17 protein-coding genes are annotated in these 20,451 nt (G+C 29.1%); 13 read left to right on the top strand and 4 right to left on the bottom strand.

The genetic code is table 11. The features are described 5' to 3' along the window. Nucleotides 1-248 precede the first annotated feature (248 nt). From LL038_RS11235 to LL038_RS11210, 6 genes are all read left to right on the top strand, one after another. Nucleotides 249-1,763, top strand: a complete 1,515-nt coding sequence (locus LL038_RS11235; RefSeq protein ID WP_253200309.1) for a spore germination protein — start codon at nucleotides 249-251, stop codon at nucleotides 1,761-1,763. After that, nucleotides 1,744-2,823 (top strand): GerAB/ArcD/ProY family transporter, encoded by a 1,080-nt coding sequence (locus tag LL038_RS11230; protein WP_216125089.1) that lies wholly within the window; start codon nucleotides 1,744-1,746, stop codon nucleotides 2,821-2,823. The genes LL038_RS11235 and LL038_RS11230 overlap by 20 nt, the downstream gene beginning before the upstream one ends. A gap of 1 nt (nucleotide 2,824) precedes the next feature. Further along, a complete protein-coding gene (locus tag LL038_RS11225; protein WP_216125091.1) occupies nucleotides 2,825-3,943 on the top strand; it encodes a Ger(x)C family spore germination protein in 1,119 nt (372 codons plus the stop codon). Between the two features lie 127 nt (nucleotides 3,944-4,070). Further along, nucleotides 4,071-4,529: a PH domain-containing protein gene (locus LL038_RS11220; protein ID WP_216125093.1), complete on the top strand. Its 459-nt coding sequence runs from the start codon at nucleotides 4,071-4,073 to the stop codon at nucleotides 4,527-4,529. Next, a complete protein-coding gene (locus LL038_RS11215; RefSeq protein ID WP_216125095.1) occupies nucleotides 4,526-5,956 on the top strand; it encodes a PH domain-containing protein in 1,431 nt (476 codons plus the stop codon). Before LL038_RS11220 ends, LL038_RS11215 begins: the two co-directional genes overlap by 4 nt. A 307-nt stretch (nucleotides 5,957-6,263) precedes the next feature. Then, nucleotides 6,264-7,649 (top strand): L,D-transpeptidase family protein, encoded by a 1,386-nt coding sequence (locus tag LL038_RS11210; protein ID WP_216125098.1) that lies wholly within the window; start codon nucleotides 6,264-6,266, stop codon nucleotides 7,647-7,649. 130 nt (nucleotides 7,650-7,779) lie between these two features. On the opposite strand, the gene LL038_RS11205 is transcribed toward LL038_RS11210, so the two are convergent. Continuing rightward, nucleotides 7,780-8,484: a hypothetical protein gene (locus tag LL038_RS11205; protein ID WP_268056062.1), complete on the bottom strand. Its 705-nt coding sequence runs from the start codon at nucleotides 8,482-8,484 to the stop codon at nucleotides 7,780-7,782. A gap of 182 nt (nucleotides 8,485-8,666) precedes the next feature. Here LL038_RS11205 and LL038_RS11200 point away from each other — a divergent pair, with 182 nt between their 5' ends. From LL038_RS11200 to LL038_RS11185, 4 genes are all read left to right on the top strand, one after another. Then, the gene (locus LL038_RS11200) at nucleotides 8,667-9,473 is read left to right on the top strand and encodes a CsxC family protein (RefSeq protein ID WP_216125100.1); all 807 of its coding nucleotides are present in this window, start codon (nucleotides 8,667-8,669) and stop codon (nucleotides 9,471-9,473) included. Between the two features lie 176 nt (nucleotides 9,474-9,649). Continuing rightward, the gene (locus LL038_RS11195) at nucleotides 9,650-10,429 is read left to right on the top strand and encodes a CsxC family protein (protein ID WP_216125101.1); all 780 of its coding nucleotides are present in this window, start codon (nucleotides 9,650-9,652) and stop codon (nucleotides 10,427-10,429) included. A gap of 204 nt (nucleotides 10,430-10,633) precedes the next feature. After that, complete coding sequence (locus tag LL038_RS11190; protein ID WP_216125102.1) at nucleotides 10,634-11,950, top strand: hypothetical protein; 1,317 nt, start codon at nucleotides 10,634-10,636, stop codon at nucleotides 11,948-11,950. Nucleotides 11,951-12,167: 217 nt separating this feature from the next. Next, on the top strand, nucleotides 12,168-12,431 hold the full coding sequence (locus LL038_RS11185) for a hypothetical protein (RefSeq protein ID WP_216125103.1): 264 nt from the start codon (nucleotides 12,168-12,170) through the stop codon (nucleotides 12,429-12,431). Between the two features lie 98 nt (nucleotides 12,432-12,529). Here LL038_RS11185 and LL038_RS11180 read toward each other — a convergent pair whose 3' ends face one another. Together LL038_RS11180 and LL038_RS11175 are read right to left on the bottom strand one after the other, a co-directional pair. Continuing rightward, on the bottom strand, nucleotides 12,530-13,543 hold the full coding sequence (locus LL038_RS11180) for an ABC transporter permease (RefSeq protein WP_216125104.1): 1,014 nt from the start codon (nucleotides 13,541-13,543) through the stop codon (nucleotides 12,530-12,532). Next, complete coding sequence (locus LL038_RS11175) at nucleotides 13,540-14,280, bottom strand: ABC transporter ATP-binding protein (RefSeq protein ID WP_216125106.1); 741 nt, start codon at nucleotides 14,278-14,280, stop codon at nucleotides 13,540-13,542. Before LL038_RS11175 ends, LL038_RS11180 begins: the two co-directional genes overlap by 4 nt. A gap of 395 nt (nucleotides 14,281-14,675) precedes the next feature. Between LL038_RS11175 and LL038_RS11170 the strand changes: the two genes are divergently transcribed. Further along, on the top strand, nucleotides 14,676-17,138 hold the full coding sequence (locus LL038_RS11170; RefSeq protein WP_216125108.1) for a sodium-translocating pyrophosphatase: 2,463 nt from the start codon (nucleotides 14,676-14,678) through the stop codon (nucleotides 17,136-17,138). A gap of 427 nt (nucleotides 17,139-17,565) precedes the next feature. Continuing rightward, nucleotides 17,566-18,051, top strand: coding sequence for a hypothetical protein (locus LL038_RS11165; RefSeq protein ID WP_216125110.1), 486 nt, complete (start codon nucleotides 17,566-17,568; stop codon nucleotides 18,049-18,051). A 47-nt stretch (nucleotides 18,052-18,098) separates the two neighbouring features. Here the strand turns inward: LL038_RS11165 and LL038_RS11160 are convergent, their stop codons facing one another. Further along, on the bottom strand, nucleotides 18,099-18,674 hold the full coding sequence (locus LL038_RS11160; RefSeq protein ID WP_216125112.1) for a C40 family peptidase: 576 nt from the start codon (nucleotides 18,672-18,674) through the stop codon (nucleotides 18,099-18,101). A 282-nt stretch (nucleotides 18,675-18,956) separates the two neighbouring features. Between LL038_RS11160 and LL038_RS11155 the strand changes: the two genes are divergently transcribed. Beyond that, nucleotides 18,957-20,417 carry an ATP-binding protein gene (locus tag LL038_RS11155; protein WP_216125114.1) on the top strand — a complete coding sequence of 487 codons (1,461 nt, stop codon included), beginning with the start codon at nucleotides 18,957-18,959 and terminating at the stop codon, nucleotides 20,415-20,417. The last annotated feature ends 34 nt before the right edge of the window (nucleotides 20,418-20,451 follow it).

The following is a 20,451-nucleotide window of genomic DNA, read 5'->3' as shown; positions in this document are numbered from 1 at the left end:
AACTTCTATTCTATATTTAAATAATAGTATAAGAGTGTGTCAGTTACGTGGCAAATATGTGGAATATTTATTAACTTTGACATAACTAATGTTAACTATAAAGAAAAAAATATTATGAATACTTAAGCAAATATTTAGAAAGAGTTTATTTACAAACGAATCATCCAAAATGATTATATTACATTTTAATTGGATATAATTTTAAAGGGTAATAATTTTTCACATAACCAATAAGGAAGATTATATCTATGCGAAAGGATGATTTGATTATGGAGTTAAAGGATAAAATTAATTCTATTATGGAATTATGTGGTAGTGACCAACAAATTATAATCAGAAGATTTCATATTGGTAAAGTGAACCCTATTGAGGTCGCACTTTTATATAAAGATGGTTTAGTAGATCAAAACATTATCAGTAGAGATATATTAGATCCTTTAATGCACCAAGTTAATGAGAATTTGAGTACCGTTGAATTGATTAATGAGTACGTATGCGATAAATACATTTCAATGTCTAAGATTTCTATTGAAAATGATATTAACATAGTTGCGAAAAACATAAAAATTGGACAGACGGCTATTTTTATATATGGAGCAAATAGTTCTATTGTTGCAGACACAGCTGGTTCTGAGCATAGAAGTATTACAGAACCAATGGATGAAGTGGGAGTTAGAGGACCAAGAGATGGTTTTGTAGAAAACCTTCAAGTAAATATAAGTCTAGTAAAAAAATCTCTAAAAGATAGAAATTTAAAAATAGAGAACCTAATTGTTGGGAGAAGATCTCAAAAGGATATAGCTTTATTATATGTTGATGATATTGTAGATAAAGAGATACTTGCTGATATTCGTAATAGATTATCATTAATTGATGTAGATTTTATCGGATCTAGTGGAGAAATTTCACAATACATTGAGAAATACCCATATTCTATTTTTCCTCAAGCATATGTGACTCAAAGGCCAGATGCTGTGCAATCAAATATTTTAGAAGGGAAAATCGCTATAATTGTTGATGGTACACCCTTTGTTATTACTGTTCCATCTTTGTTTATAGAATTTTTTCAAGCAGCAGAAGATTATTATCAGGGAACAATTGTAAGTAATTTTAATAGATTCATTCGTATCTTTGCAACTTTTGTAGTTGTCATGTTGCCTTCTGTTTATTTAACGTTAATTATGTATAATTCTGAACTGATTCCAATTCGATTTATAATTCCTATTGTTCAATCGAGAGTAGGAATAGGTTTATCACCATTTCTTGAAATATTATCTATGCAAGTTGTTATAGAAATTTTAAGAGAAGGAGGATTACGACTTCCTAATAAAATTGCTCAAACATTAAGTGTAGTTGGAGGTTTTATAATAGGTAATGCTGCTTTGCAGGCGAAAATAGTTAGCCCAAGCACATTAGTAATAGTAGGAGTTGCGACTATTGGAACGTTTATCGTACCAAGTTATGATATGTCAATCTCAATAAGGTTATTAGGATTTCCTTTATTGTTTTTAGTTAATTATTTAGGAGCATTAGGTTTAATTGCAGGTTTGTATTTTTTATTTGTACATCTTCTTTCATTAGATAGCTTTGGAGTTCCATATTTTCCACTAGACAAATATGGCGATCTAAAAGATATGTTTATTAGAGCTCCATTATGGAAAATGAATAAGAGACCTGAGTCAACACCCAACAATAACCCAGTAAGACAGACTGATTTTAGAAATAAATTTGGAGGAAATAAAAATGAAAAAAGTAGGAAGTAACGATATATCTCCAGGTGAGGTTACTTTTCTTCTTATTGGATCTATGATTGGTGTTGGAATATTATCATTACCTAATGATCTAGTACCTTTCGCAAAACAAGATGCTTGGATATCAGCATTTATTGGAGTTATATATCCATTATATATGGTTATTATTGCCACGATTTTATGCAAAAAACATCCTAAAAAAAATATCTTAGCTTTAAGCAGGATATGTTTTGGGAAATTTATTGGAAGTATTTTGAATATTATTTTTTTATTTTATTTTGTATTACTTACTACAGCTATAGCTTTTCAAGTTAGTTTAATAAAGGGGACCTTAATAGTTAGCTTTTTAAGTTTACAAAAGATATTAATAGTAATACTTGCATTAGCTGCTTATACCGTAATAAAAGGATTAAAGGTCTTAGCAAGAGTCAATCAATTAATGTTTGTACTTACTGTAATTTTATCTGTAATTTTATGCGCTGCGTTGTTCCAAGGAAACTATTTAAATATAAGTCCAATACTAGGCAGTGGAGTTTTAAATATAGTAAAGACAAGCAAATTCTCGGCTTTTGCTTATGGAGGAATTGAAATTATATTTTTAATCTATCCATTTATAACTGATAAGACAAAGGTTATGAAATCATCGATAAAAGGAGTTCTAATAACAGCAATAATTTATGCTTGGATTACATTTATTACAATTTATTATGTTGGAATAGATATTATTCCTAAGATATTATGGTCTGTAAATATGGTAGCTAAGACTGTAAGAGTACCTGTTATTAGCAATTTTAAGTTTGTGTTTCTTGTTATATGGGCTCTTATTATTTGTAAAACAATAGCTAATAACTATTTTGCGATAGTTCTTATATTAAAGGACTTTTTTAAAAAAACAAAGACAAAAAAAATTGTCTATATTATTTATCCATTAATATTTTATTTATCTCTAAAGTATAGTAACCTTTCAACATCAACTGGTTTTCTAAAGTTTATAATTCCTAAATATGTTTTATTCAATATAGCTTATGTGACAATAATAACACTAGTAATTTATTTGAAAAAGGATAATTAAAATGAAGAATAACAAAAAGATATATATAATACCAATTTTAGCATGTATTGCAATTGCTATTTTTTTCTCTTCTGGTTTAAGACAGCAGCAACCAGTTGAACAATTGAATATTATTTCTGCAATAGGCCAAGACATTGACATAAAGGGTGATATTGCGAACTATATTACATTATTTTCAGTATATTTATTTGAACCTCAAGAAAAAATAGAAAGTCATGTAATAAATTCTACTGCTACAAGTTTTGGACAAACTAGGCAGACAAGGCAACTAATAGATGACAAGGAAAGTATATTAGGTTCAGAAAAAATAGTTATTGAGAGTGAAGAGAATGTAGTGTATGGTATTAGGAATATGATAGATATTTTATTTAGAAACCCATATTTAAATGACACTGCATATATTGTAGTATGCAAAGGTAAGGCATCAAACATACTTAATATGAAGATAAAAGGATATCCAAGCTCCGGAGATTTTATAGCTGGATTAATTAAGAACTCCAAATACTATAATTTTTTTTCAGATAATTATAAAATAATAGATTTGTTTTTTACTGTTGACAGTGAGGGACGCAACATTGCATTGCCTTACATTGAAATGACAGATAAAGGAATTAAAATCACTGGAATGGCTTTATTTAAAAAAGATAAAATGGTTACAAAAATCAGTATAGATGAGTCTAAAACAATGAATATGATAAAAGAAAATAATGTTCGTGGCATCCTTACAATACAGAAAGGTGCAAAAGAGGCTATTGACTATTATGCTACTTCTAAGAGAAAAATATCTTGCGTAAAGAAAGGTGATAAATATAATTTCACTATAAATATTGATTTAAAAGGCGATATAATAGCGAATACACTTTATAAAAATTTACAAAGTAGTCCTGAAAAAAATGATGAATTTAGCAGAGATATGGCTAAAAAAGTTAAAAAAGAGTGTGATGATTTTATAACCAAAATGAAAAGTCAATATAAAGTTGATTGTTTGGATCTAGGTCAGGTTGCAGCAGCTAAATATGGTAGACAAACGGGCTTAGATTGGAATTCTATAATATGTAATTCAGAAATTGAAGTAAATGTAAAAGTTAATGTCCAAAAGACTGGGAGAGGTGATTATTAAATTTAAGGCTAACATGAGGAGAAATTCTTGTCTTAGTCTTTTTTGGTTTATATTGCCACGAATATAACCAAATATAGTACAATAGATACTAGAGGATGAATAAGTAAATAATTTTATGGAGGTTATTATGAAAAAAATTTCACCGTTTTCACAAAAAATGTGGACAATTGATGGATTAATTATTACAAGTGTATTTTTAATAATTGCAGTGGCTTTAAGTATATTTTTAGGGTTTGATTCAATATGGAAATATATATTAATATTTAGTGTGTATGTAATAGCAATTATAATATTTATAAATTCATTATTTATGCCAAAATATAAGTATGAAAAATTCAGTTATGATATGGATGAGGAAAAGATTATCTTGAAGTATGGAGTGTTTACTGAAATAAATGTAATTATCCCAATGAGTAGAGTTCAGTATGTAGATACGGAGCAAGGAATAATATTAAAAAAATATAAGCTGATAAACTTAACTGTACATACTGCTGGGGGAGCTTATAAAATTCCATATTTAGAAAGTGAGATAGGAAATGTACTTCAGTTAAGTATTACAAAAACTGTTCAGGAGAGAAGTATATGAGAGAGTTAAAGCACCAACATAAATTTATAATATTTTCTGAAATTTTTCAATTTATAAAAAATAGTATAGTTCCACTTATTATATTTTTAATATCCATAGGTTCTAAAATCCCTAAAAAGTATGGCGGAGATTATACAGAAGGTATAGTCATAATTACTTTTTTTGTTATAGTTAGCGCTTTAGCTATATTTAAATGGAAGAGAAATGTATATAACGTCCAAGCTGAGGGCATGTACATGAAATACGGTATTTTTGAAATTCATGAGAGAACCGTTCCTTTTTCACAAGTACATACTGCAGATATATCATCATCATTAATTCAGCGCTTTTTTAATGTCTGCAAGCTTGAAATTGATACTGCTGGGGGAGATACAAAGTCTGAAATATCTATTTTATTATCTAAGAAGGAAGCACTAACAATTAAAAGTATAATATTTAAGGTTAAAAGAAATGAAAATCAAGATGAAATTGTAGAAGAAAAAAATATGAAAAAGCTCACTTCTTCTTTAAAAGATTTATTTGTTATGGCGACATTTTCTACCCGTATTTTAGCCGGATTTTTTATAATTTTTGCTTTTTATTCTAAGATAGATGATATATTGCCAAAGGAATTTAAGAAGAAAGCTCAAGGGTATACTGATAATGTAATGAAGGGAGTTAATGGTGTTAATATAATCAAATATGCAGTAATATTAATTTTTATTATTTTGTTTATTTCTTGGGTTATATCTATTGGTTTAACTATAATAAAATATTACAAATTTACAGTTATACGCGAAGACGATAATATTAAATTATCATATGGATTATTTAATAAAAAGGAAGTAACTATTCCGGTGAAACGAATTCAAAGTTTAATTATAGTTGAGGGAGTTATTAAAAAGTCATTAGGGTACTTTTCATTAAATGTTGAAACCATAGGTTATGGAAAGGATAAGAGCGAGAGTACGATGATTTGTCCTATTGCTAAAAGAATAGTGCTTGATAAGTTTTTTGTGGATATTTTACCTGAAATGAATATAAGTTATAAACTAGAGAAGTCTCCTAGAAAAGCTTTAAAGGGATTTCTTTTATTTAGATTAGTACCTGAGTTTATAGTAATGTCTTTAGTAGCATATTTTGCACCTTATGGGTACTATATATTTTTATTAATTCCTATCTTGGTAATCTTATACTATACAAGATTTATTGATAATGGACTGTATTTTAGTGATAAGTTTATTGTTATGAGATATAGAAAATTTGCAAGAGAAACTATTATAATACAAAAGGAGTCTATACAGTCGATAGAAAAAATACAAAATATATTCCAAAAGAAAAAGGCTGTTGCTAAATGTAAAGTAACAATAGCAGGGGACATCTTGGGTAGTTCCTATACGGTTAGATATATGAATGAAGATTTTATAAAAGATTATTTTGAATTTTGAAATTAAATTAACATAAGGTAAAAAATGTATATATAACGACAAATATCTTCTAAAAACACTGTTCATGTACATATTTTTACCTTTCATGTCATAATTGTATACATATAAGGGGAAAAGAATTATAATATAGTGAAATGCTTATTATAATTCAATGGTAATATTTTAGATATTACTTGCTTAATGAAGACAAAAGTCATCATCCATTTTTGTGAATAATACGGTAATAAATATTCGCTGAATTTATTTTGAATTTTAATAAACTAGAATTGTATATACAAAATAAAATTCTTATTAAAGGAGGTGCCTCATGGTAATGCAAACAATATTACGTAAAAAAACTATTAAAGTAAGTATAGTAACTTTACCTATATTAATCGTTATATATTTGGGCATATCAATGTATTTTAGCAATCATTTTTATTATGGTTTTGTAATTAATGGTATTGATGCTTCTTGTAAAACTGTAGAGGAAGTTGATACAGAAATGTTAACGAAATCCAAAACATATACATTGGATTTGAAAGAACGAAATGGAGTGAAAGAACAGATTAAGGCTAATGAGATTGGCTTAAAATATAATGTAAAGGATAAAATTCAAGCTTTAAAAGAAAGTCAGAATTCATTTACGTGGATTTTTTCGTTCTTTAATCCAAAAACTTCTGAAATGAATGGCATAGTTACATATGACGATAAACTATTAAAAGAACGTTTTGATAAGCTCGCAGTTTCTGATAGCAAGAAAATAATTGAGCCTAAAAATGTTAGCTTTAAATATTCGGATAAGGGTTATGTTATTGTAAAGGAAGTTAAAGGAAATAAAGTAGATAGTAAGCAGTTGTATGCAAATCTAGTAAGTGCAATTGTTAAGGGAGAAACAACAGTAGATTTGGAGGCGAAAAATTATTACATCAATCCCAAATATACTTCAACATCTCAAAAAGTTAAAAATACTAAAATTTTACTTAATAAGTATATAACTTCAAAGATTACGTATACCTTTGCTGGAGGTGAAGAAGTTTTAGACGGCGCTACAATACATAACTTTCTTGGAGTTGACGAAAACCTCGAAATTACATTTGATAAAGATAAGATGGATGATTATGTAAAGAAAGTTGATAATAATTATAATACTTATGGTAAGCAAAGAAATTTCGCTACGTCTCTCGGGACAACGGTAAAGGTAAGTGGAGGTGATTATGGTTGGTTGGTTAATCGCTCAGGGGAAGTCAATGATCTAATTGTGGCTATAAAAGGTGGACAAACTATAACAAAAGAGCCACATTACACACAAACTGCTGCATCTCATGATATTAATGATATCGGCAGTACTTATGTTGAAATTAATTTGACAAAACAGCATTTATGGTTTTATAAGAATGGTTCTCTTGTTGTACAAGGAGATGTTGTTACTGGTGATGTAAGTAAAAACCATGCAACACCTGCAGGGGTTTATGTACTAAAATATAAGGAGAAAAATGCTACATTAAAGGGAGAGGGTTATAGTACTCCTGTTGATGTTTTCATGCCATTTAATGGCGGAATTGGTATACATGATGCAAGTTGGAGAAATAATAAGTTTGGCAAAAATATATATTTAACAAATGGTTCTCATGGTTGTATAAATTCACCGCCTATTTTAGCAAAGACGATATATAACAATATAAAAGCTGGCACTCCAGTTATTTGTTATTAGCAGTAATTTAATAAAGTAGATTTCATTATTAAAAATTAAGTACAGAGTTGTAATAAACTCTGTACTTAATTTTTTTTCTTTAAATACAGGCAATAGCGATCATTTACTGATATCAATTTTTAACTTAACTTTATGAACATGACCAATTTGAATAAGTATAGGGGGACTGGATATTACAAGGGTTTTCGTCTAACTCAGGTAATTTCTTTTTATCATCATGTTTCTTTTCACAATCGTACTTATCTTTATCAGTAGGTTTATCAACATGTTTCTTTTCACAAATGCAATTATCTTTATCAGCAGGTTTATCATCATGTTTTTTTTCACAATCGTACTTATCTTTATCAGTAGGTTTATCAACATGTTTCTTTTCGCAAATGCAATTATCTTTATCAGTAGGTTTATCAACATGTTTCTTTTCACAAATGCAATTATCTTTATCAGCAGGTTTATCATCATGTTTTTTTTCACAATCGTACTTATCTTTATCAGTAGGTTTATCAACATGTTTCTTTTCGCAAATGCAATTATCTTTATCAGTAGGTTTATCATCATGTTTTTTTTCACAAATGCAGTTATCTTTATCAGTAGGTTTATCATCATGTTTCTTTTCACAATCGTAATTATCTTTGTCTGTAGGTTTATCATCATGTTTTTTTTCACAAATGCAATTATCTTTATCAGTAGGTTTATCATCATGTTTCTTTTCACAATCGTATTTATCTTTGTTTGTAGGGTTATTATCATGTTTTATTTCATAATCACATTGGTCTTCGCAATCATTTTTATCTTCACACCAGTCTTCAGGATGATAATTTATTTCAATATTAGACATAACATCGCTCCTTAGATTTATTTAATATATAATACGTAACTTAATTAAAAATGATACTAACATGTTCTTAATTAAATTTCGTAATCAAAGTATTACAATAAGTAAATATACGGTAACGATTGCTTTGCTTATAACATATTATGTAAAAGGTCTTAAGACCTGAAAAAAAGGAGGATTTACTTATGGAAAAGAATCAAACTACGCACCCTTGTGATAATTGTGGTGAAATCATTAGTTCCAAAACATTGCCTTTAAGTAGTGGAGTTACAATTATACCAAGTGGTATTAGTGGACCTCTAGTCGCTAAAATCCCTGTAGTAATCGGCGAAACAGAGATTCAAATAGATATTGAGGCTGAGTTTAATTTGAACGAACCATTTTATGAAATTAAAAGAATAAAGAAAAATGTATATTTAACTCAATGTAAATTACTACCTAGATCGGGAGTAGTTGCTGCAGATGGCACTCTCATATCCGGAAAATTATTTATAAGTGGATTTGTAAGAAAAAATATAGAATATGCAACAGCTGACTGCATAGGGGATAAAGTTGTAAGTGGTAGAATAGCACACACAACAATTGATGTCCCATTTACAGCTGTTACAGAACTTCAATATTCAGTGCCACCAGTAGTTAGTGTTCGTGGAGTTCAAACTGAGATAGATTTATTAAGTAGTTGTGGGTGTAATGACTGCACGGGAACTATTATGGGGAAATCAGGGTGTGAACAATATTTTGAAGATAGTATAACTTTTACTGAAACCCCATACTGTGAGTTAGTAGGAGTAAGAATTATTGAAGACGATATTAATACAGATCCTATAAAATGTCATCCAGATTCAAAAGTACAACTTTATAATAAAATAATAGAAAAAATGGTCTTATATGTTAAAATTAAAGTATTACAAGTGCAACAGGTAAATATTCCATTTTCTCATCCAGTTAAACCCGAGTGCACTACAACTCAGTATTCTGATTACGAAAAGTAAATATATAAACATTTAGGTATAGCCGTGCATCTAAAGAAGATATTATTCTTTAGATACGCGGTTATTTATATATATCTGATATATTATATATTTAATGATATTTAAAGTAACGCTTATTGTATTTTCTACATAGTATGTAGAAGGTCATAAGACCTCAATAAAAGGAGGAATTACCTTTGGAAAAAAATCAAGTTGTATACCCTTGCGATAATTGTGGTAAAATTATTAGTTCACAAACATTACCTTTAAGTAGTGGAACTACTATTACACCAGTTGGTATTAGAGGCCCTCTAGTAGCTAAAATTCCTGTAGTACTCGGCGAAAGAGAGATTCAAATAGATGTTGAAGCTGTGTTCAAATTAAACGAGCCATTCTTTGAAATTAAAAGAATAAAGAAAAATGTATATTTAACTCAATGCAAATTGCTACCTAGATCGGGCGTAATTGCTGCAGATGGCACTCTAGTATCCGGAAAATTATTTATAGGTGGATTCGTAAGAAAAAATATAGAATACGCTACTGCTGACTGTGTAGAAAAAGAAATTGTAAGTGGTAGAATCGCTCATACGACAATAGATGTACCATTTACAGCTGTAACAGAAGTTGTATATACAGTGCCACCAGTAGTTAATGTTCGCGGAGTCCAAAAAGAAATAGATTTATTAAGTAGTTGTGGATGTAATGACTGTACGGGCACTATTATGGGGAAATCAGGATGTGAACAATATCTTGAAGATAATATAACTTTTACTGAAAGCCCATACTGTGAATTAGAAGGAATAAGGATTTTTGAAGACGATATTAATACAGATCCTTTATACCATAAAACTAATTCAAAAGTACAACTTTATAATAAAGTAATAGAAAAAATGGTTGTATATATTAGAGTCAAAGTATTACAATTGCAGCAGGTAAATATTCCAATTGTTCACCGTTGCGATGATGACGAAGAGTAAAGAGCCCTTATAGACACTTAAAAATAACCGTTTTTCTAAAAAAATACTATTCTTTAGAAAAACGGTTATTTAAATATCATCAATATAATATATTTGATGATATTTAAATACATAAGGCATCTGGAATAAAATAACTAATCGGTATGCTAGTCTAGTCCATTTTATTTCATATACCAAACTCTTATAGTAAAGGAGCATTCTTCAATGAAACCATACAATAACAGTGACAAATTGAGAATGGTAAAGTTGCTTATTGTTTTGAATATGTTACAACAACCAAATTGTATTATAAATGTTAATAAAAAAGCCAAGAAAAACTCAACAAATGTTAAACATAAAAATAAAAAATTGGATAATTTAAATATAAAAAAAAATGCGAAAGATAAAATGGATTCAGAATTATTACTACCAATAGAGCAAGTAATCGTTGAAGAGGATTCAGAATTAATACTACCTATAGGGCAAGTAATTATTGAAGAGGATTCAGAATTAATACTACCTATACAAGAAGTAACTATTAAAGATGATTCTAAATTCATAATTCCTATTAGTGATAGATTAAATAATGAAAAAATCTTTATTATTTCAAAACTAATACAACGATTATATTATAGTGAAATGAGTAATAAAACATTGCAAAACTGCTTAATAGATATTAAGCGTGAAAATAATGTAGCAGCAAATAAGTCAAGCTTGATTAGAAATTCAAAAGATAAATTGGAGACAACATACATACTTCCAATACAAGAAGTAATTATTAAAGATGATATTGAATGTATAAAGAAAAAAGATGATAGTAATATTATTATCAATGATATTTATAAAATTCATGAAAATATAAATAATGATTACTGTGAAACTTTAATATCAACACTACCAATAATAATAGCTGAAAAAAATATAGATATACCTATTGAATCAACATTTAGATTGAAAAATGCTGCATTAGATATAAAAAACATGAAAAAGGACGTATATTTAACTAGTAGTAAGTTATTACCTATGTATGAAAAAAATGATACTTTTCCCTTATTGAATGGAAAACTTTTTTTAGAGGGTTTTATTAGAAATGAAATAGATTTTTCTATAGCAAAAGGTGTTTATGATAACATAATTAATCTAGATACTGAATGTGTTATAATTTATATCCCGTTTAAATGTACCTCTTTAATTAACTGTAAGGTTCCCCCAGTTTTCTCAAAAGGAAAGGGGCTAGATTATATACCCATTTATATATCATCGGATTGTTTAAATATCAATAATGATTTTAATGAATATTTAATGGAAAAAAACACTCAATGTAGTGAATATATCAATTGTGATATTGCACCTATAAATTGTAAAATAGAAAGAGTGAAAATTCATGAAACATATACCCTGGTTGATAGAAAACATTTTAGTGATAAATTCCCTTTAGAAATGAATTTCCATACTATTAAAGAGAACATACTATTAAATCTTTCATTAACATTGATTCAAAAACAAGATATATCAATTAATTATAGAAAAAATTCTAAGTAATAACATGTAAAACGACAAGAAAACATAGACAAATAAGCAAAAATGTGCTATTATTGTATAATACAATATAACTTTGTCGATTTGTAAAACGCTTGTTAAATAAATTAACAAGTAGATATTTTGGTGATATTTATACAATGATTTATCGTGAATATAAATAATGGATAAGTTATAGTTATAATATTATGAATCAAATTAAAAAGGGGACACATTAATTATGGAAAATAACGACATTCAAGTTCAAAACGGCGACATTAATAATCAACCAATGACATTTAAGGATTGGATACTTACTGATCTATTGTTATTAATACCTATAGCAAATATAGTGTTAATGTTCGTTTGGGCATTTGGTAAAAACGTAAATAAAAGTAAAAAAGCATTCTTTCAAGCACAGTTAATTATGTGTGCAATAGGATTGGTAATATATATTATATTTTTTGCTGCTATAATAGGTTCTATAATGAATAGAGGTTATTAAATAGCAGGTCAGGACTATGATTACTTTAAATAAATAATAGTAAGCCCACATCTTATGGTAAGGTATGGGCTATTTTATGCTTATGATAAATTATAAATTTATGCCTTTCTATACTTTTTAAGAGCTATGGTGTTTAATATAAGAAATAGTAATGCATAGCCTATAAGGATTAGTACATCATATCTAACGTCTATTAGACTCTTTCCCCTTAGCATAACATCTTTTAATGCTTCGGCTCCGTAAGTCATAGGAAATACTTTTGATAATATCTTTGCCCAGACAGGTGAGTTTCTCAAATCAAAAATACCACTGAACATAATTTGTGGAACTATTACTATAGGGATAAATTGAAATAATTGAAATTCATTACGTGCAAAGGCAGATAAGAGAGTTCCAAGTGCTAAAGATCCTGAGGCAAGTACCAAATTTAACACAAGCACTGCCCAAAAGCTGCCTACCATGGGCACGTTAAGGCCATATACACTAAAAATCTGAAGTATTATAGTCTGAATGGCTACAAAGGATCCAAACCCTAGGAAATATCCTAAAACTATCTCCCACCTTTTTAGGGGAGTGGCAAGAATTCTATCAAGCGTTCCGCTTATTCTTTCTCTCAAAAATGCAACGCCTGCTATTAAAAATACGAAAAAGAAGATAAAGAAACCCATAAGGATTGGAGCCATGGAATCAAATGCTCCCATATCCATAGAACCATGTAAAAAACTAATTTCGGGCTTTTGAGTAGTACTACTTAAAGAAAGCTTGTTTAGCGTGTTCATAACAAGGCTGGTTATAGAAGGGTCAGCGCCATCTAATGTAACATTTGGTTTATTGCCAATAAAAACAATATAGGCATCTATACTTTTATCATTCAAATTTTTCAATGCGATTTCTTCGCTAGAAACTTTATTAACGTTGGCAAAGGTTTGTAGTTTTTCTACATAAATAGGTGGTGCTGAAATAAGATCAATATTTGGTGTTGTGGTTGCGGAGCTGAGAATAGCACTTAAAAGATACATTACAAAAACTGGAGCAACAAACATTAGAGCGATAGATCTTTTGTCACCGCGAAGTTGTTTTATTAATCTTTTAGCAATCGATAATACTCTCATATGTGATTCACCTTCCCTTCTTTTCCATAATAGAGAAATGCGCCTTCAACCGTGCTTTCCCCAGATTTTTCTTTTAATTCATCAGGGGTGCCAATTGCAATTAGCCCGCCGTTTCTAATTAGAGCAAGCCTATCACAATGTTCAGCTTCATCCATAACATGGGTAGTTATAATTATTGTAACTCCTTCTTTTCTTAAACGCTCAAATTCCTTCCAAAATTCGAGCCTAAGAACTGGATCAATTCCTACGGTAGGTTCATCAAGAATAAGTAGTTCTGGTTTGTGAACTAAGGCTATAGCAAGGGATAATCTTCTTTTCATTCCACCAGAAAAATTCTTAATAAGTTTTTTACCTTCATCACGAAGAAGAACCAATTCTAAAACCTCACTTGCTCTTTGTTTTGCAAATTTTTTCTTCAGGCCATATAAAGATGCAAAAAATAATATATTATCAAGAGCGGTTAAGTCTTCATATAGTGCGTCACTCTGAGCCATATATCCAATTTTTGAAACTACAGCTAGTGATGGCATTTTAGTTCCTAGTACGCATACAGAGCCGTTTGTAGGTTCACTCATTCCAACAATAGCTTTTATCAAAGTGGTTTTACCAGAGCCAGATGGGCCAAGGAGGCCAAGTATCTCTCCTTTTTTTACATCCAAATTAATATTTTCAAGTACAACAAATTTTCCGAATTGTTGCTTATAATTTTCTATGTTAATAACATTTTCATTATTCATTTATTACTCGCTCCTTTTTACTCCTATTCCATTTCTTTTAATCAAAGGTATTCTATCCAGCATCATATTTTTCAATACCACATATTATAACTATAAAATATACTTTTTAAATATAATATTTAATAGAATTAAGACTGTACTTTTTTTGACATTTATGGCATAATATAAAGTGGGAATTGTTTTTATTTGTATTTATTAGAATATAATTCAATTTACAAGAAAGGAGGATAATTATTCAAAAACAGTTAAAAAAAGTTGAATATTATTATTCAAAGTGGTAATATGGACTTGTATTATCCTAAATTCTTCATTAAATTATATTAGTTTCTGAATGTAACTTATTCAATGTGGAACTTAGGTACCACTTAATTTATAATTTTAGGGAGGTAGTGTTTATGAATACTAACAAAACTGACAAAATTGTAAAGGTTTCAATTCTAAGTAGTGTAATTTTAGCTTCATTATCACCGGTTATTGCATATGCAGATGAATCGAATTTAAAGATTCCAGAGTTATCATCTAGTCAAAATGGAACACTTATGATGGGACTCGTAATTTGTCTTTTGGGCATGGCATTTGGTTTTTATCAATTTTTAAGGGTAAAGAAAATTAGAGCACATAAATCAATGCTTGATGTTTCAGCTATTATATTTGAAACATGCAAAACTTACTTAATTCAGCAAGGTAAATTTATTGCAATTTTATTTCTTCTTATAGGTAGCATTATTGCATTTTACTTTGGTTACTTGCAAGGAACTAGCTTTGGTGGAGTATTATTAGTACTTGGCTGGACTATTGTTGGTATACTTGGATCTTATGGCGTTGCTTGGTATGGCATAAGAATGAATACGTTTGCAAATAGTAGGATGGCATTTGCTTCATTAAAAGGTAAACCTTTAAACCTTGTAAATATTCCTCTTGATGCAGGTATGAGCATTGGAGTGCTTTTAATTTGCGTAGAACTCTTTATGATGTTAATAATATTAATCTTTGTTCCACGTAGCCTTGCAGGTGCAAGCTTTATAGGATTTGCAATTGGTGAGTCATTAGGAGCAAGTGCATTACGTATTGCCGGTGGTATTTTTACAAAAATTGCCGACATTGGATCAGATCTTATGAAAATTGCTTTCAAGATTAAGGAAGATGACCCTAGAAATCCAGGAGTTATTGCAGATTGTACTGGAGATAATGCAGGAGATAGTGTTGGCCCTACTGCTGATGGATTTGAGACTTATGGAGTAACAGGAGTTGCTTTAATCTCATTTATTGTTCTTGCGGTTGGTATGTCATTTCCACAGGCAGATAGATTAATACTTCAGTCTACTCTTCTTACATGGATTTTTACAATGCGTATATTGATGGTTATTACGTCAATTGCAGCATTTTATATAAACAGAGCTTATAGTGAAATGAAATACAGTAATACCGATGATCTTGATTTTGAACAACCTCTAACAAATCTTATTTGGATCTCATCAATACTATCAATAATTGTTATTTTTGTAGTTAGTTACTTAATTCTTGGACCTGGTACTCAGGTTGCATTAACCGCAAACTCTAATAGTATTTGGTATGTACTAGCTATAATTATTAGTTGTGGTACTTTGGGAGGAGCACTTATTCCTGAGGTTACTAAAATATTTACTAGTGGTAAATCAAAACATGTACAAGAAGTTGTTACAGCATCAAGAGAAGGCGGAGCTTCATTAAATATTCTTTCAGGACTTGTTGCTGGTAACTTTAGTGCATTCTGGCAGGGGATGGTATTTGTAGTATTAATGTTTGTAGCATATCTTGCAAGTACACTTGGCTTAAAAGATATAATGATATACCCTTCAGTTTTTGCTTTTGGTTTAGTTGCTTTCGGATTACTAAGTATGGGTCCCGTTACTATTGCAGTAGATAGTTATGGCCCAGTAACTGATAATGCACAATCTATTTATGAACTATCACTTATTGAAACTATTCCTAATATTTCGAAAGAAATAGAAAGAGATTTTGGTTTTAAACCAGATTTTGAAAAAGCAAAATACTACCTTGAAGCTAATGATGGTGCAGGAAATACATTCAAAGCAACTGCAAAACCTGTACTTATTGGTACAGCTGTTGTTGGAGCCACTACAATGATTTTTTCACTTATTCTAGTTATACAAGATGTATTAAAAGTTAAACCTGAAACTATTCTTAATTTACTTAACCCCTACACTTTATTTGGATTTATGTGCGGTGGTGCGATAATCTATTGGTTTACAGGTGCATCTACTCAGGCAGTTTCTACAGGTGCCTATAGGGCAGTAGAATTTATCAAGAAAAATATAGAATTGGATGAGGATGCAGATCAAAGAGCATCTACAGAAAAATCTAAGGAAGTTGTTAAAATTTGTACTCAATATGCACAGAAGGGAATGTTTAACATATTCGTTGCAATATTCTCATTTGCACTAGCATTCGCATTTTTCTCAGCTCCTAGAGGTAATAATACTGAACCAGTAGCATTTTTCGTTGCTTACCTTATATCTATAGCAGTTTTTGGTTTGTATCAGGCTATATTTATGGCAAATGCAGGTGGATGCTGGGATAATGCTAAAAAGGTTGTTGAAGTTGACCTAGATGAGAAGGGTACTCCACTTCATGATGCTTGCGTTATTGGCGACACAGTTGGAGATCCATTTAAAGATACTTCATCAGTAGCATTAAATCCAATAATAAAATTTACGACATTATTTGGAATGCTTGCTATGGAAATTGCTATATCAGAAAGATTCAGAGCTGTAGCTCCATACATTGGAGCGGTATTCTTTGTAATCGCGATTATATTTGTATGGCGCTCATTCTATAGAATGAGAATTAAAAACTAATATTAGTTTAGATTTACAGAGGACTAGATTTTATTTTAAATCTAGTCCTCTGTATTTTATGTTGTTTATTAGAGATAAGAAGGAGCTAATTCTGAAAACAAAGCATAAAAAGGATTTATCAGGCTACTAAAAGCTGAAAGAAAGATTTTTATAGATTCCATCGAAGTACAAAATTATTAGCCCTTACTTGGAACGTACATGATAGGTCAAAACCTGATTCTGAAGAGATTAAATATGTAAACTAAATAGATATTAAGCATAGAAAATATTTTTTATAGGCCTCCTATGGTATAGGGGGCTTATATTTGTGCGCAGGGGCATGGCAATTTGAAATAAAAAGTATTTATTTCATTAATTATATGTAATAATGTCAAGAGTGAACGGAAATTTAAAAAATATTATAATAAGTATATAGGAGGCAATATTAATGGTTACATATATAGGGGTATTGTTATTATTTACATCTATAGGACTAGGTGTGCCTGGTATTTTTATTTATGCTTTTATTGTAGATATAATTAATTGGTTTTCTAATAGAAAAACAAGGACTATTAAACCAAAACGCAAAATATTTAAAAAGAAACAAAAATCAAAGTTAAAATTAGGTGATAAGATTTTTGGATTATTTATTCTAATAGCAATATGTATATTACCGATATGGAGTTTACGTATGGTTACGCCTTATTGGTTAGACGTACCTAGTATAATTACAAAAAACTACAGTGTAGAGGAGGGTAGTGTAATTGTTTATGCTGCAAAACCTACAAGTAGGAAAACTTGGGGTTATGATTCTATAACTGTAAATGGAAATGATCATCCAATAGTAGATGATAGTAAGGTTAAGACAGGTATGAATGTAAAAATAAAATATTTACCTCATACTAAATTAATAATGGAATTGTGGTATGAATAACAAAGTAACGAGTGCCTAGCTAATGAAGAATCCATTTGCTATAGCACTTATTTTAATATCCTCTTACCTATAACAAATTTTTCTTTGTAATATCCCGTCAATTCAGAGATTTTTATAACGTCACCGGATTTTGGAGAATGTATAAATTTATTGCTGCCAATATATATTCCAACGTGAGAGACCTGGTATGGTAGATCTGGATTTGTTTCAAAAAAGACCAAATCCCCATTTCTAAGATCATTCATATTAATAGAAATACCTTCATTTACCTGCTCCATAGTCGTTCTAGGTAAATCTATACCAAAATGTTTATAAGTATATGCTACAAATCCTGAACAATCGAATCCTCCACTCATATATTTTCCAAAAGTATCAGATATTGCAGGTGTTGTGCCACCCCATAAGTAATGCATTCCTAGAAAAGTATCAGAATAGGCTTTTAAATCATTCCCATTTATTAATGAACTGTATTGTTGCCCGTTTGTTATATATTTAGCTTTATTTAAGGGAGTTTTAGAATTTGAGAAAATAGTAAAAATCATATATATTATGAAGATAAATATAAGAATTAAAGTTAAAAACCAGGGGTTTATTGAATTTTGTTTATAATAAGGTTTTCTCATATAATCTCCAATCATTTATTATTTTTAAATATACTATAGTAATTTATTTTAGCATTTCTAATAATATACTAAATATCTAGAAAAATTATTAGAAAAATAAATTTGATTTTGTTTTAACAAAAATATACCAATATGTCACATATTGTGGTATATTAATTAAGGTGAATCAAATGTTATGTAATAATATGTAAAAAAACAAGTCGTTTTATGATAGCCGTACTAAAATAAATTGATTTTCGATTTAATTTTAGTACAAGCTTTTGAGAAGAAGGGATAATTGTTATGAATAAGATGGACTATAAAAGCAAAAAAGTTATGTTGCTGGGATGTTTTTCAGCAGCTTGTTTATCATTAATTATAATCTTATTTAGTACATACAGTATGAATAAAGTACGTATAGAATCTAATTTTATTTCACAAAGAATACTTCCAGGTAAAATATTTTCATTGCAAATTTTAACATCATTAATTAATCAAGAAACAGGAATCAGAGCCTATATTATTTCAGAAAATAAAGTGTTTTTAGAACCATATTATTCAGAAAGCATAGGAATTCAAAAATATTACGATTCTCTTAATAAATTAAGAGAAGTAGGATTAAATAATGACACTATTAACCTAATTGATAAGCAAAGACAATATATTCAAAGATTTTTTTACCAGCAAATTTTATTAGTGGAGTCTGGGGAGTCAGATCAGGCAAAATTGAACTTAACTAAAGGTAAAAAGTTAGTAGATGAATTTAGGGTAACTGATAATATTTTACTAAATGATATTAACTCACAGATAAATAGTTCCAGTAACAAAGTTGTAAAAACTCAAAAAATCCATAAATATTTACTGGTTTTTTTAGGGGTTATACTTATTGCATGTAATTTTATATTTATTAGTTGTATTTGGAATTGTATGCATAAACAAATCAAGAAAAAAGATGAAGTAAATGAAGACTTGCAAAAGGTACTAACTAGTCAAGAGGAGTATATTACCAATATATCTCATGAACTTAAAACACCGCTAAATGTTATATTGTCCGCAGCCCAATTATTGGACATGTATTGTGACAGTGGGTTACTATATGAAAATAAAAATTCAACGATTGAACATATAGACGCAATAAAGCGTAATGCATATAGATTGTCTAAACTCATTAATAACATTATTGATTTATCTAGAATTGAATCTGGAATCTTTGAGTTAAATTTATCTAATAATAATATAGTTGAAGTTGTAGAAGATATGGTAATAGCTGTAACCGAGTTTACAAAAAGTCGAGGGCTAAATATTGTTTTTGATACAGATGTAGAAGAAAAGATTATTGCTTGTGACCCAGAAAAGGTAGATAAGGTAGTATTAAATATTATATCAAATGCGATAAAATTTTCAAGTGATGGTGGTCAAATATTTGTAAATATTAAAAATAACATTGAGTTTGTTGAAATATCTGTTAAAGATAATGGAATTGGAATTGACACAAAATATTTGCAGTCAATATTTAATAAATATAGCCAGATAGACAAATCACTATCACGAAATGCTGAAGGTACAGGTGTTGGATTAACTTTAGTTAAGTCGATTGTAGAATTATCTGGTGGTAGTATAAATGTTGAAAGTGAACTTGGGATAGGAAGTAAGTTTACGGTTAGATTTCCTTCAAAACAAGTAATTAATGAAAATATTCAATTTAATAATGCAATGAGAAATGAAAAACAAAATATTAAAGTAGAATTTTCAGATGTTTATTAATAAAATATGTGTTTTAATAAATATAATTCAGCAA

It is taken from the genome of Clostridium estertheticum (assembly GCF_026650985.1).
GTDB classification, from domain to species: domain Bacteria; phylum Bacillota; class Clostridia; order Clostridiales; family Clostridiaceae; genus Clostridium_AD; species Clostridium_AD estertheticum_C.
This window is presented reverse-complemented; position numbering and strand designations above follow the sequence as displayed.